This is a genomic window from Azohydromonas caseinilytica, from assembly GCF_012927045.1.
In the GTDB taxonomy this organism is placed as follows: domain Bacteria; phylum Pseudomonadota; class Gammaproteobacteria; order Burkholderiales; family Burkholderiaceae_C; genus Azohydromonas; species Azohydromonas caseinilytica.
On sequence record NZ_JABBFW010000008.1, the window covers coordinates 216,440 to 229,371 of the forward strand.

Genomic DNA, 12,932 nt, shown 5'->3' on the forward strand with positions numbered 1-12,932 from the left:
TCAGAACTTCCTTACCTCGATGCGGTGCTTGAGCAGTGCGTAGCCGAGCTGGCGCGGTGTCACGCGCAGCAGCCGCGCCGCCTTGGCCTGCACCCAGCCGCACTGCTCCATGGCCCAGATCAGCCGCTCGCGCTCACCTTGCGGTGGCGTGCCGGGGCCGCCGCGCTCCCCCGTCGGGCGTACGTGCGCGGTGGGGCCGATAGTGATCACGCCCCCGTCGCCCTCTTCGACGCCGGCATGCGCCTCGGTTGCCGCAGGCCCGGGTGCGGGCGCCGGCGCGGGAGCGGGTGAGGCGCCTGCACCCAGGCGGTACAAGGCCGGCGCCACCGCATCGGCCTTGTCGATGAAGTGCAGCGTCTGGGTCAGGCAGCGGTTCTGGCGGCAGGGGAAGGCCAGGTCGCGGATCACGTCGCCCTGCACCATCGTGGCCGTGCGCTCCATGCAGTTCTCCAGCTCGCGCACGTTGCCGGGCCAGTAGCAGCTCGCCAGCACCTCCATGGCCTCGGTGGTGATGCGCAGCTTGCGGCGGTTGTCCTTGTTGAAGCGTTCCAGGAAGTGGCTGACCAGCGCCGGGATGTCGGCGCGGCGCTCGCGCAGCGGCGGCAGGAAGATCGAGACGACGTTGATGCGGTAGTAGAGGTCGGCCCGGTACTCGCCGCGCTGCACCATCTTCTCCAGGTCGCGGTTGGTGGCGCAGATGAGCCGCACGTCCACCTTCACCGGTTTGCTGCCGCCCACGCGCTCGAACTCGCGTTCCTGCAGCACGCGCAGCAGCTTGGCCTGGAAGGCCGGCGAAATGTCGCCGATCTCGTCCAGGAACAGCGTGCCGCCATGGGCCAGCTCGAAGCGGCCCTTGCGCTCACCCGCGGCGCCGGTGAAGGCGCCCTTCTCGTGGCCGAACAGCTCGCTCTCCAGCAGCGACTCGGTGAGCGCGGCGCAGTTGACCTTGATGAAGGGCGCGTCCTTGCGCGGCGAGAGGAAATGGATGGCGCGCGCGATGGCCTCCTTGCCCGTGCCGCTCTCGCCGCGCAGCAGCACCGTGGCGCGCGAGGGCGCGGCCTGCTGCACCTCCAGGAACACCTGCTGCATGGGCGCGGAGTCGCCCACCACGTTGTCCAGCGTGAAGCGCTGGCGCGGCGGGCGCTGCAGCGCCTTCTGCAGCCGCGTGGACTCCTGCTGCATGCGCTGGTGCTCCTCGCGCACGGTCTGGTGCAGCATCATCGCCTGCGCCAGCAGCGTGGCCACCATGGTCAGCAGCCGCTGGTCCTCGGTGAGCCGCGCCCCCCCCTGCACCTCGCGCTGCGCAGCCAGCACGCCCGTGACCACGCCGTCGTTCTTGAGCGGCACGACAATGAAGGCCAGCATGCGCCCGTCGTTCGTCGCACCGAAGGCGCCGGTACGGTCCACGAACTCCTCGACGTTGGCGATGTCGGGCACCACCACCGGCAGCCCGGTGGCGTAGACGCGGCCCACGACGCCCTCGCCCACCGTCCAGCGCCCGCGCTGCGCCTGCTCGCGCGTGAGGCCCACCGCGCTGTGCAGCTGCAGCGCGCCACCGTCCTCCGCCGCGGTGACGATCATGGCGCGCGGCAGATCCAGGTGCGCGGTCAACACGTTCAGCGCGGCCCGGAACGTGCGCCCGATGTCCAGCGACGCACCCAGGATGCGGCAGATCTCGTAGATGGTCACCAGCTCCACGTGGGAGCGCTGCTCGCGGGGTGAACGACTGTGCATGGCAGACCTCCTTGTCTTGATTCGGAGCGCGGGCGGTGCCGTCCGCGACGCGCCGGTGCATGCCTGCTTCAACTTCGGGCACGGAAGGGGCCACGGCCGGCATGACGTCGGACAAGCTGCAATAAGCACGCCGATGAAACCGGGTTTCCTCGGGGATGCGCCAAGGTTTTGAGGCAGCGCAAACGCCCGGGCCGAGCACGGACCGGGCGACACGCCAGGGCGAGGCAGCGCTCCCGGCCGCGCCTCGGCGCAGCCGGGTGGCATCGCCACCGGGCGTTGGTCCGCACCGGGAGGACGCGGGGCCTGGGAGTCAGGCGGGACAGCGGGCCAGCAGCTTCTCCAGCTCGGCCACGTGCTCGGCTTCCTCGCTGGTGAACTCCTGCGCCAGCTGGCGCACCTGCGGGTCGGCCGTGGTGGCGGCGATGGCGCCGTAGTACGCCAGGCCGCGCCGCTCGCCGGCCAGGGCCAGCTCCAGCGCCTCGCGCGCGCCCATCAGCGCGTCCACGCCGGCCCAGCCGGCCGTCTCGGGCGAGGTGCCCTCGGGCCACTCATAGTCCTCGGCCCCCAGCGGCGGCAGGCCATGGAAGCCCGCACGCCGGTTGGCCTGCGCCAGGTGCTGGCGCGAGTAGTGGGCCATCTTGGCGAAGAAGGCCTTGAGCTCGCCATTGCCCTCGGTGCCCATGGCGGCCGAGAGCTCTTCGTAGCGCCGTGCCGCCTCGCGCTCGAGCTGCACGGCGTGGGCCAGGAAACGTTCGACGTCGTTCATGCCGCGTGCTCAACCGAACTTGAAGAGGATGCCGTGGCCGCCGCGCGGATACTCCCAGGCGACGTTGGCGTGCTCGGTGCAGATCACCCGGCAGCTGCCGCATTCCAGGCAGCCGTCGGTGATCAGCGTCACGTTGCCGTTGCCCTCGGTTTTGTAGCAGGCGGCCGGGCAGATGAAGGTGCACTGCTGTCCCTTGCACTCGTTGGCGCACACGGCCGCATCCTTGATCTTGATGTGCGGACGGCCGTGATCGACCTTGTAGCGGTTCTGGAACAGCTTCTCCTCGACGTTGACGGCGATGGTGCTCATCGAAAGGCCTTCCACAGTTTGAAAGCGTCGGAGACGAGGCCGCCCAGGCGGCGCGCGGAACGGAAGCTGGAGAAGATCTCCTTTTCCTTGGTCTTCTTGTCCACGCCGTCCACCGTGAACATGGTCTGCGCGGCGCGGTTGAGCAGCGAGGGATAGGCGCTAAAGAACTGCGGGCTGGTGTGCAGCACCTGCGGCATGTCGCGGTACTTGTGCAGGTCCTTCATCACGAAGCTGTCGTCCAGCGCATGCTCGTAGGCCTTGAGCGTGGCCGCCGTCATGTCCTTGCCCGCGGCCTTGGCCGCGATGATGGCCTCGCCGGCCATGCGCCCTGTGGTCATGGCCAGGTTGGAGCCCTCGCGGTGCACGGCGTTCACGAAGCCGCCGGAGTCGCCCACGATCACCCAGCCGTCGCCGTAGACCCGCGGCACGGCATGGAAGCCGCCTTCGGGGATGAGGTGCGCGGTGTACTCCTTCATCTCGCCGCCCTCGATCAGCGGGGCGATGGACGGGTGCTTCTTGAGCTTTTCCAGCAGCGCGTACGGAGCGGTGCGCTGCGGGTTGGCCTTGAAGTCGGAGAGCATGCAACCGACGCCGATGGTCAGCGAGTCCTTGTTGGTGTAGAGGAAGCCGGTGCCCACCATGCCCTCGGTGACGGTGCCCATCATCTCGATGACCACGCCCTCCTCGTCCTTGACGTTGAAGCGCTGCTGGATCACTTCCTCGGGCATGAACAGGATCTCCTTGACCGCCAGCGCCACGTTGGAGGCCTGGACCTCGCCGTGCAGCCCGGCCTTGCGCGCCAGCGTGGAGTTCACGCCGTCGGCCAGCACGACCACGTCGGCATAGACCTCGCCGCCGATGCGGTCGCAACGCACGCCCACGACGCGCTGGCCGTCCATGAGCAGTTCCTCCACGGTGGTTTCGCAGATGAGCAGGGCACCGGCCTCGCGCACCTTGGAGGAGAACCACTTGTCGAACTGCGCGCGGATGATGGTGTAGCGGTTGTAGGGCGGCTTGTTGTAGTCGTCGCTGCGGTAGTGCGTGCCGACGAAGGACTTGTCGTCGAGTACCCAGATGCGCTGCTCGATGATGTGGCGCTCCAGCGGCGCCTCATCGCGGAAGTCCGGGATGATCTTCTCCAGCGCGTTGGCGTACAGGATCGCGCCCTGCACGTTCTTGCTGCCGGGGTACTCGCCGCGCTCGATCTGCAGCACCTTCAACCCGGCCTTGGCCATCGTGTAGGCGGCGGCGTTGCCCGAGGCCCCCGCGCCCACGACGATCGCGTCGAACTTTTCCTTGGCTTGCTTGGCCATTTGAATCTCCCTCAGGCAACCTTGCGAATGCGCTTGGCCAGGTGTGTGCGGAACGCCTGGGTCAGCACGGGCAGCACCTGCATCGCGTTGCCGACGATGCCGTAGTGCGCGACGTCAAAGATGGGCGCGTTGGCGTCGGTGTTGATCGCCACGATCACGTCCGAGCCTTCCATGCCCACGCGGTGCTGGATCGCCCCGGAGATGCCCGCGGCGATGTACAGGCGCGGGCGCACCGTCTTGCCGGTCTGGCCGACCTGGCGCTCGTTCTCGGCCCAGCCCGCCTGCACCGCGGCGCGCGTGGCACCGACCTCGGCGCCCAGCACCTTGGCCAGCTCCCACACCAGCTTGAAGTTGCCGGCCGTCTTCAGGCCCTTGCCGCCGGAGACGATGATGTCGGCGTAGGCCAGGTTGATGTCGTTGCGCTCGGCGTCCGGGATGAAGCTCAGCAGCTTGGTGACGATGTCGGTCTCCACCATGCCCAACGCCATCTCGACGATGTCGCCCGTGCGCGTCTCGTCGCGGCGGGGCATGCGCATCACGCGCGGTCGCACGGTGGCCATCTGCGGCCGGTAAGCCAGCGTCATGATGGTGCACAGCAGCGAGCCGCCGAAGGTCGGGCGCGTGGCCGCCAGCGCGCGGCCGTCGATGGCCAGCTCGGTGCAGTCGGCCGTCAGGCCCGTGCCCAGCGTAGTGGCCACCGAGCCCGCGAGGTCGCGGCCCATGGTGGTGGCGCCCAGCAGCAGGATCTCGGGCTGGTACTTGTTGACCAGGTCGGTCAGGCCCTTGGTGAAGGGCTCGTTGCGGTAGCCCTTGAGCACCGGGTCCCGCATGATGTAGCAGTGGTCGGCACCGTAGAAGTACGCTTCCTTGGCGAAGGCGTCCAGCGTCTCGCCGGGGCCGCCCATGAGCACGCCGCTGACGTCCACGCCCAGCTTGTCAGCGAGCTTGCGGGCTTCGCCCATGAGCTCCCAGCTCACCTGGTGGACATGGCCGCGGTCATGCTCGATGAAGACCCACACGCCCTTGTAGCACTTGAGGTGCTCGGGCAGCTCGGTGTTGCGCCCGGCACGTCCGGCGGGCCTGGCGGCGGGCTTTGCAGCTTCACTCATGGTTGTTCTCCGGGACTCGGGGGCTCAGGCGCTCAGCCGCTCGACGGTTTCCTGCTCGAGCGTCGGTTGCGCGGTGAATATCTTCTGCAGCAGGTTCAGGCAGACGTCGTTCGGGCTGGTATCGGCCACAACCATCATGTCGGCCTTCTCGCTGCGCGGCGTGGGGCCGAATACCTTGCTCACCACGGTGGGCGAGCCCTTGAGGCCGATCTTGCTGACGTCCTCAATGCCGGCGTCGTCCTTGTTCCAGCGCTTCACCGGGCAGCGGCCGGCGCGCAGCATGTCGTCCATGGTGGCGAAGCGCATTTCGTTGGTACCTTCGAGCATGGTGATGAGCGAAGGCAGCGTGGTGTCGAGCAGCTGCACGCCGCCCTCGGCGCGTCGCTCGACCTGGATGCGGCGCCCGTCGAGATCCACCTTGACGATGCGGCTGACGTAGGTCAGCAGGCTCATGCCCAGGCGCTTGGCGATGCCGGGGCCCACCTGCGCGGTGTCGCCGTCGATGGTCTGCTTGCCGGTAAACACCAAGTCCACCGCCTGCTCCTGGCCGATCTTGCGGATCGCCGCGGCCAGCGCATAGCTGGTGGCCAGGGTGTCGGCGCCGGCGAAGGCGCGGTCCGTCACCAGGATGGCGTCGGTGGCGCCGAAGCTCACGCACTTGCGCAGCGCCTCCTCGGCCTGCGGCGGCCCCATGCACAGCACGGTCACGCGGCCGCCGAACTGGTCCTTGAGCCGCAGCGCCTCCTCCAGCGCGAAGAGGTCATAGGGGTTGACGATGGCCGGCACCCCCTGGCGCATGATGGTGTTGGCGACCGGGTGGACGCGGATCTGTGCCGAGTCGGGCACCTGCTTGATGCAGACGACGATGTGCATGGGAACGTTCTCCTTTGAAACCCGTTCGCCCTGAGGTATCGAAGGGCGAATCCGTCAGGCTGCGATGGCGACCGCACAGTTGGTGCCGTTCATCCATCGATACCTCAGGACGAACGGGATGCTGCACAGGCCATTTCGAAACAGAGGCAGCCTTCAGCGGGCGGCCCGCGCGGCACGGCGCTCGGCCAGGCCCTCGCGCAGCGAGCTCAGCGCCACGTGCTGGGTGCCGTCGGCGTCCTGGAACACCTTGAACACCTTCTCCTTGGCGGGCGTGGAGTGCACGAAGTCCTGGTAGGCCTGCACCAGCAGCTCGCGGTAGCGGCGGAACAGCTCCACGTCGTCAAGCCCCGCCAGGCCCTCGGCCTTGTGCAGGTACTGGTAGAAGCGCTTGAGGATGTGCAGCCGGTTGACGTGCACGACGCGGTCGTCGAAGGGCACGCCGAAGAACTGCAGGAAGTCCTCCGCGCTGGAGAGGGCCTTGAGGCGCTGGATGAGCGAGTCCATGGTGGCTCCGGGGATGTCAGGCGGCCAGCGGCTGGCGCGTGGCGGTGTTGAGATGGAGGTGGCGCAGGTCGGCGTCGGTCAGCGGCTGCTTGCGCGTGACGGCCAGCTGCCGGATGCCGGCCAGCAGCCGCTCGGCCTGGCCTTCACCCAGCGGCAGGCCCAGCCGCGTGCAGGCCGCGCGCACACCATGCGTGCCGGAGTGCTTGCCCAGCACCAGCTCGTGCTGGCGGCCAAGCTCCTCGGGCGCGAAGGCTTCGTAGTTGCCGCGGTCCTTGAGCAGTCCATCGACGTGGATGCCCGACTCGTGGCGGAACACCGCGGCGCCCACGATGCTCTTGCCCGCGGCCACCGGCCGGTTGGCGGCCTGGGCCACCAGTTGCGACAGCATCGGCAACCGCTGCGTGTCCACGCCGCAATCGACGCCGTACAGGTGGCGCGCGGCCATGGCGACCTCCTCCAGCGCGGCATTGCCCGCGCGCTCGCCCAGGCCGTTGACGGTGGTGCTGGCATGCGTGGCTCCGGCGCGCAGCGCGGCCAGCGTGTTGGCCGTGGCCAAGCCCAGGTCGTCATGCGCGTGGATCTCGATGTCCAGGTCCGTCTCGGCATGCAGCCGCGCGATGCTCGAGTACGTGGAGAACGGGTCCAGCACGCCCAGCGTGTCGGCGAAGCGCACGCGGATGGCGCCATGCGCCTGCGCCACCTGGGCCGCCTGGCACAGGAAGTCCCCATCGGCGCGCGAGGCGTCCTCGAAGCCCACGCTCACCGCCGCTCCGGCATCGCGGGCGCGGTCCACGAACTCGGCGATGGTGGCCAGCACCCAGGCGCGGTTGCGGCGCAGTTTCAGACTGATCTGCTGGTCCGACACCGCGATGGACATGTGCACGATGTGCGCGCCGCACTGCAGCGCCGCCTCCAGGTCGGAGTACATCATGCGCGCCCACACCATGGTGCGCGCATGCTTGACGCTGGCGACAATGGCGCGGATGAGCTCCACCTCCTGCATCCCCATCGCCGGGATGCCCACTTCCATCTCGCCCACGCCGGCCTCGTCCAGCGCATGGGCGATGGCGAGCTTCTCCAGGTCGCTGAACGCGACACCCGCGGTCTGCTCGCCGTCGCGCAGCGTGGTGTCGTTGAGAACGAAACTGTATGGTTTCATGGGGACTCCGGGCTTCGTGCCGGGTGGGATCGCAAGCCCCGTGCCATGGCGTTGGCGTGGCGCAAACCACTGATGGCAAAGGACTTTTCGGCCGGTACGGGGCGAGGCGCTGGATGTGGGATTTGTCGCCTTAGCTACACGGCGAAGCGCGTAAAGCGCCCGCCCGGCGCCGTTCCGATGGCGCGCCATCCAGCTCGGGCCCGAATGCTGAGCAGGGCAGTGGCATGAATGCCCGTGACGCTATGCAGTCCCTCGGATTACCCGTGGGCGCCGGCGTTCAGTCCACCCGCACCGCCACGCGGTCGCACAACGGCAGCCAGCCGTCTTCCGGCCGCCACTCCCAGTGGATGTTCTGCGTGCGGCCGTCGGCGCTGAACACGACCCGCGCCCGCTCGGTGTCGCCGCTGAGCGTCCACACCCGGCCTTCGTGCATGAGGTGGTAGCGGCGCTCGAAGCCGTGGTTCTCGAAGCTGTGCACGAAGCCATGGCCGGTGCGTGCATCCACGCCGATCAGGCTGAGCGTGTCGAAGGGGCTGCCATCCACCTGGGCCCGCTCGTTTTGCACCAGGAAGAAGCCGCCGCTGTGCCAGTAGGCGGTGTGGGTGCTCGTCCACGCCGAAGGCGCGGCGCGCGGCGCCATCCAGGTCTGCCGCCGCTCGCCATAGGACTGGCCCGTGGCGTGCCAGGTGCCCAGGAAGGCATTCAGCGCGTCATGCAGCGCGCTGCGCTGCAGTGGGGTCGGGGGAAGGGATGCGGCCATGGCGGGCGCTCCAGGAGTGGCACTGTCGGAGCAGGGCAAGGCCAGGGCCTGTCATCGCGATCCCTTATCTGCCGGGCTCACACGGGCCGTGCCTGCCGCAACGCGAGCTGCGCGTTAAATAGTTCACGCCCTGCACGCGCCGTGCTCCGGTTGCCGGCTTGTTTCCCCAGCGGCCTCTTCTATGTTTGCCCATCGGACTGTCCGGCGGCACCTGGAGCGGGCTTGCACATGGGCCCGTCTCCTTCGGAAACCACCTGAGGCAGCTGATGCATGTGGAATGCGCCTGGCGTATCAGGGCGCCGTGACAACGCGTACCCGCAGGGGTACTCCCGGAACGAGGAAATGGCAATGAACGTGTCCGACGGCTGCATTGGCTTGATCAAGACCTGCGAGGGTTTCCGCACCACCCCCTACCGTTGCCCGGCGGGTATTCCCACCATCGGTTACGGCTCCACCCGCTACGCCGACGGTCGCGCCGTTTCGCTGTCCGACCCGCCGATCAGCGAGGCCAGGGCCTGCGACATCCTGCGCACGACACTCAAGGAATATGAGAATGCCGTCACCCGTTATGTCACGGTGCCGTTGAACCAAAACCAGTTCGATGCCCTGGTGGATTTTGCCTACAACGCCGGCGCACAGAACCTCAGGACCAGCACGCTGCTCAGGCGCCTGAATGCCGAGGACTATGTGGGCGCCGCTCAGGAATTCGGCCGGTGGATTTATGGTGGCGGCAAGGTGCTGCCCGGGCTGGTGCGACGGCGCAAACTGGAAAAGGAGCTTTTCCTCAAAGAGGCCTGACGCCGTCCGGCAACGTGCCGGCTGTTCAGCGGCCGCTGAGGCGGTGTCGCGGGATGCGGCGCCGCCGTGCCGTCGTCAGCGCTCCCGCGCATGATTGCGCGTGAACTTCGGCAGCTCGATCACCAGCTCCGGCCCGCGCAGCGTCACGCAGCAGGCCAGGCGCGACTGGGCGTCCAGCCCCCAGGCGTCGCCGAGCTGGTCCTCCTCTTCCTCGTCGGCGGCGGCCAGCAGGTGGCAGCCCTCGCGCACGTGCACGTGGCAGGTGGCGCAGGCGCCCACTTTCTCGCAGGCATGCTCGATCTCCACGCCATGGTCCAGCAGTTCGTCCACGAGCTTGCGCCCGGGCCGGGCCTCGAACGCCAGGCCCCCGGGGCAGAGATCGGCATGCGGCAGCACGCGGATGTGCGTCACCTGGACGGTCTTGGCGACGGGGGCGTCGGTCGCGTCGATGCTCATGGCAGACCTCATGCGGCAAGCTGGTCCAGGCGCTGGCCCGACAAGGCCTGGCGGATGCGCACGTCCATGCGGCGCGCGGCAAAGGGCGTGGTGAGCGTGTTCAGCGTCGCGGAGGCGTTGCGCAGCGCGTCGCGCTGGCAGCGCCAGTCGGCGGCCGTGCCCTCGCTGGCGGCGCACTCCTCCAGCAGGTCGGCCACGGCCTGCATGCCGGCCAGGATCTCCTGGCGCTCCGCCGGCTGCAGCAGCGTCTCGCCGTCCTCGCGCAGCGCCGCCTCGGTGGCGTCGAGCAGGCGCCGCGCATCGACCTGCGCCTCGCGCAGCATGCGCGCGGCGCTGTCCTCGGCCGCGCTGCCCAGCGCCTGCTGCAGCATGCCGGTGACGGTCTCGGTGGCCAGCCCATAGCTGGGCTTCACTTCCACATGCGCCCGCACGCCCGAGATCTGCTCGACCGCGCTCACGGACAGCAGCCCGTCGGCGTCGATCTGGAAGCTCACGCGGATGCGCGCCGCACCCGCGGCCATGGGCGGGATGCCGCGCAAGGTGAAGCGCGCCAGCGAGCGGCATTCGCTCACCAGCTCGCGCTCGCCCTGCACCACGTGCAGCGCCAGCGCGGTCTGGCCGTCCTTGAAGGTGGTGAAGTCCTGCGCGCGCGCCACCGGCACGCTGCTGTTGCGCGGGATGATCTTCTCCACCAGTCCGCCCATGGTCTCGATGCCCAGCGACAGCGGGCACACGTCCAGCAGCAGCAGGCCGTCGCCGGCACGGTTGCCGGCGAGCTGGTCGGCCTGGAGGGCCGCGCCCAGCGCCACGGCCTGGTCGGGATCGATGTCGGTCAGCGGCTGGCGGCCGAAGAGCTCGCCCACCGCAGCGCGCACCTGCAGCAGCCGCGTGGAGCCGCCCACCAGCACCACGCCGTCCACCTCGTCGGGGCGCAGCTTGGCGTCGCGCAGCGCGCGCTTGACCGGACCCAGCGAGCGCTCCACCAGAGCTCGCGTGAGCGCGTCAAAGCTGGTGCGGTCCAGCGCCAGCGCGGCCTCGCTGCCGTCGGTGCGGCGGCAGCGCATCGTCACCGCCTCGTGCTCGCTGAGCTGCTCCTTGGCCGCGCGCGCCGCCGCCAGCAGCGCGCCCATGTCCGCCGCGCTCCAGCCGCCGCCGGTGGCGGCCATGAAATGCTTGGCCAGCCGGTGGTCGAAATCGTCGCCGCCGAGCATGGGGTCGCCGTTGGTGGACACCACCTCGAACACGCCGCGCTGCAGCCGCAGCACCGACACGTCGAAGGTGCCGCCGCCCAGGTCATAGACCACGTAGGTGCCCTGGCTGCCCCTGTCCAGCCCGTAGGCCACGGCCGCGGCGGTGGGCTCGTTGAGCAGGCGCAGCACGTGCAGGCCGGCCTGCTGCGCGGCGTCCTTGGTGGCCTGGCGCTGAGCGTCGTCGAAGTAGGCCGGCACCGTGATCACCGCGCCCACCAGCGCACCGTCCAGCACCGCTTCGGCCCGCTCGCGCAGCGCGCGCAGCACCTGCGCGCCCACCTCCACCGGGCTCTTGACGCCCTGGCGCGTGCGCACGCCCACGGCGGTGTCGGACAGTGCCTCCAGCGCGTAGGGCAGCATCTGGTTCTGCAGGTCGGCCAGGCGGCGCCCGATCAGGCGCTTGGCCGAGGCGATGGTGTTGAGCGGGTCCGCGGCGGCCATGGCCTGGGCCTCGTGGCCCACGAGCAGCCCGCCGTAGGTGCCGTAGTGCACCACCGAGGGCAAGAGCGTCCGGCCCTGCGCGTCGTCCAGCACCTGCGCCATGCCGCTGCGCACGCAGGCCACCAGCGAATTCGTGGTGCCCAGGTCGATACCCACCGCCAGCCGGTGCTGGTGGGGAGCGGCACTGCGCCCGGGTTCAGCGATCTGCAGCAAGGCCATGGTGTCGTTCCCTCAAACCGCGAAGCTCTCGCCGCAGCCGCAGGTGGCGCTGGCGTTGGGGTTGTTGAATTGGAAACCTTCGTTGAGGCCCTCGCGCACCCAGTCGAGCTGGGTGCCGTCGAGCAGGGCCAAGCTGGCGGCATCGACCAGCAGCGTCACGCCTTCGCTGTCGAAGCGCAGGTCCTCGCCGCGGGCCTCGTCGGCGAACTCCAGCGCGTAGGCGTAGCCGGAGCAGCCGCTGGTCTTGATCGCCAGGCGCAGGCCGAACCCGCCGCCGCGCTGGGTGAGCGCCTTACGGATCTGGGCCGCCGCCTTCGGGGTCACGCTGATGGACATGGCTGTGGCCTTTCAAACCGAGAACGAGCTGCCGCAGCCGCAGGTGCTGGAAGCATTGGGGTTCTTGATGACGAAGCGCGCGCCTTCGAGCTTGTCCTCGTAGTCGATCTCCGCGCCCACCAGGTACTGCATGCTCATGGCGTCGACCACCACCTTGACGCCCTCGCGCTCGATGCGGAAGTCGTCCTCCTTGCGCTCGTCGTCGAAGGCGAAGCCGTACTGGAAGCCCGAGCAGCCGCCGCCGGTGACGAAGATGCGCAGCTGCAGCGCCGGGTCGTTCTCCTCGGCCAGCATCTCCGAGACCTTGCTCACCACCGCGTCGGTCAGGCGTATCGGATCGGCGCCCTCGGGCAGCTCGACCGGCATCGGAGGGGCGGCGGACGCGCTGCAGCTGCCGGCGGCATCGGGCTGGGATTGGCAAGCCATGGTGTTCTCTCCTGAGGTTCGGACAGGGATGTGCGGGAGGCGGGCTCAGTTCGCGCTGCTGGCGCAGGCGGGCTGCTCGGTGACGGGGGCACGCCGCGCGCGGTAGTCGGCCACGGCGGCCTTGATGGCGTCCTCGGCCAGGATCGAGCAGTGGATCTTCACGGGCGGCAGCGCCAGCTCCTCGGCAATGGCGGTGTTCTTGATCGCCAGCGCCTGCTCCAGCGTGCGGCCCTTGACCCACTCCGTCACCAGCGAGCTCGACGCGATGGCCGAGCCGCAGCCGTAGGTCTTGAACCTGGCGTCCTCGATCACACCGGTGGTGGGATTGACCTTGATCTGCAGCTTCATCACGTCGCCGCAGGCGGGTGCACCCACCATGCCGGTGCCCACCGTGTCGTCGGCCTCCAGGCTGCCGACGTTGCGCGGGTTCTCGTAGTGGTCGATGACCTTGTCGCTGTAAGCCATGTGAGGTGCTCCTG

General features: G+C 69.2%; 15 protein-coding genes. 1 reads left to right on the plus strand and 14 read right to left on the minus strand.

Translation table 11 applies throughout. The features are described 5' to 3' along the window. The 9 genes from nifA to HHL10_RS14045 form a co-directional block, all read right to left on the minus strand. Positions 1-1,734 (minus strand): nif-specific transcriptional activator NifA, encoded by a 1,734-nt coding sequence (nifA, locus tag HHL10_RS14005; RefSeq protein ID WP_169160985.1) that lies wholly within the window; start codon positions 1,732-1,734, stop codon positions 1-3. A gap of 310 nt (positions 1,735-2,044) precedes the next feature. After that, positions 2,045-2,500 (minus strand): ferritin-like domain-containing protein, encoded by a 456-nt coding sequence (locus HHL10_RS14010; protein ID WP_169160986.1) that lies wholly within the window; start codon positions 2,498-2,500, stop codon positions 2,045-2,047. Between the two features lie 9 nt (positions 2,501-2,509). Further along, positions 2,510-2,809: a ferredoxin family protein gene (locus HHL10_RS14015; protein ID WP_169160987.1), complete on the minus strand. Its 300-nt coding sequence runs from the start codon at positions 2,807-2,809 to the stop codon at positions 2,510-2,512. Next, entirely contained in the window at positions 2,806-4,122 is a 1,317-nt protein-coding gene (locus HHL10_RS14020) for an FAD-binding protein (RefSeq protein WP_169160988.1), read from the minus strand. Before HHL10_RS14020 ends, HHL10_RS14015 begins: the two co-directional genes overlap by 4 nt. 11 nt (positions 4,123-4,133) lie before the next feature. Beyond that, positions 4,134-5,231, minus strand: a complete 1,098-nt coding sequence (locus HHL10_RS14025) for an electron transfer flavoprotein subunit alpha/FixB family protein (RefSeq protein WP_169160989.1) — start codon at positions 5,229-5,231, stop codon at positions 4,134-4,136. A 24-nt stretch (positions 5,232-5,255) separates the two neighbouring features. After that, positions 5,256-6,104, minus strand: a complete 849-nt coding sequence (locus HHL10_RS14030; protein ID WP_169160990.1) for an electron transfer flavoprotein subunit beta/FixA family protein — start codon at positions 6,102-6,104, stop codon at positions 5,256-5,258. Between the two features lie 153 nt (positions 6,105-6,257). Beyond that, on the minus strand, positions 6,258-6,608 hold the full coding sequence (gene nifW / locus HHL10_RS14035; protein ID WP_169160991.1) for a nitrogenase stabilizing/protective protein NifW: 351 nt from the start codon (positions 6,606-6,608) through the stop codon (positions 6,258-6,260). A 16-nt stretch (positions 6,609-6,624) separates the two neighbouring features. Next, positions 6,625-7,767 carry a homocitrate synthase gene (gene nifV, locus HHL10_RS14040; protein ID WP_169160992.1) on the minus strand — a complete coding sequence of 381 codons (1,143 nt, stop codon included), beginning with the start codon at positions 7,765-7,767 and terminating at the stop codon, positions 6,625-6,627. A gap of 277 nt (positions 7,768-8,044) precedes the next feature. Further along, positions 8,045-8,527 (minus strand): DUF1579 family protein, encoded by a 483-nt coding sequence (locus tag HHL10_RS14045; protein ID WP_169160993.1) that lies wholly within the window; start codon positions 8,525-8,527, stop codon positions 8,045-8,047. Between the two features lie 348 nt (positions 8,528-8,875). On the opposite strand from HHL10_RS14045, the gene HHL10_RS14050 reads away from it, so the two are divergent. After that, complete coding sequence (locus HHL10_RS14050; RefSeq protein ID WP_169160994.1) at positions 8,876-9,325, plus strand: lysozyme; 450 nt, start codon at positions 8,876-8,878, stop codon at positions 9,323-9,325. A 75-nt stretch (positions 9,326-9,400) separates the two neighbouring features. Here HHL10_RS14050 and HHL10_RS14055 read toward each other — a convergent pair whose 3' ends face one another. The 5 genes from HHL10_RS14055 to iscU are packed head-to-tail and all read right to left on the minus strand — an operon-like array spanning position 9,401 to position 12,918. Then, the gene (locus HHL10_RS14055; protein ID WP_169160995.1) at positions 9,401-9,781 is read right to left on the minus strand and encodes a 2Fe-2S iron-sulfur cluster-binding protein; all 381 of its coding nucleotides are present in this window, start codon (positions 9,779-9,781) and stop codon (positions 9,401-9,403) included. An 8-nt stretch (positions 9,782-9,789) separates the two neighbouring features. Then, the gene (gene hscA / locus HHL10_RS14060; RefSeq protein ID WP_169160996.1) at positions 9,790-11,691 is read right to left on the minus strand and encodes a Fe-S protein assembly chaperone HscA; all 1,902 of its coding nucleotides are present in this window, start codon (positions 11,689-11,691) and stop codon (positions 9,790-9,792) included. A 12-nt stretch (positions 11,692-11,703) separates the two neighbouring features. Beyond that, positions 11,704-12,027: a HesB/IscA family protein gene (locus HHL10_RS14065; protein WP_169160997.1), complete on the minus strand. Its 324-nt coding sequence runs from the start codon at positions 12,025-12,027 to the stop codon at positions 11,704-11,706. A 12-nt stretch (positions 12,028-12,039) separates the two neighbouring features. Further along, positions 12,040-12,453 carry an iron-sulfur cluster insertion protein ErpA gene (erpA, locus tag HHL10_RS14070; protein ID WP_169160998.1) on the minus strand — a complete coding sequence of 138 codons (414 nt, stop codon included), beginning with the start codon at positions 12,451-12,453 and terminating at the stop codon, positions 12,040-12,042. Positions 12,454-12,498: 45 nt separating this feature from the next. Continuing rightward, positions 12,499-12,918, minus strand: a complete 420-nt coding sequence (gene iscU, locus HHL10_RS14075) for a Fe-S cluster assembly scaffold IscU (RefSeq protein WP_169160999.1) — start codon at positions 12,916-12,918, stop codon at positions 12,499-12,501. Between the last annotated feature and the right edge of the window lie 14 nt (positions 12,919-12,932).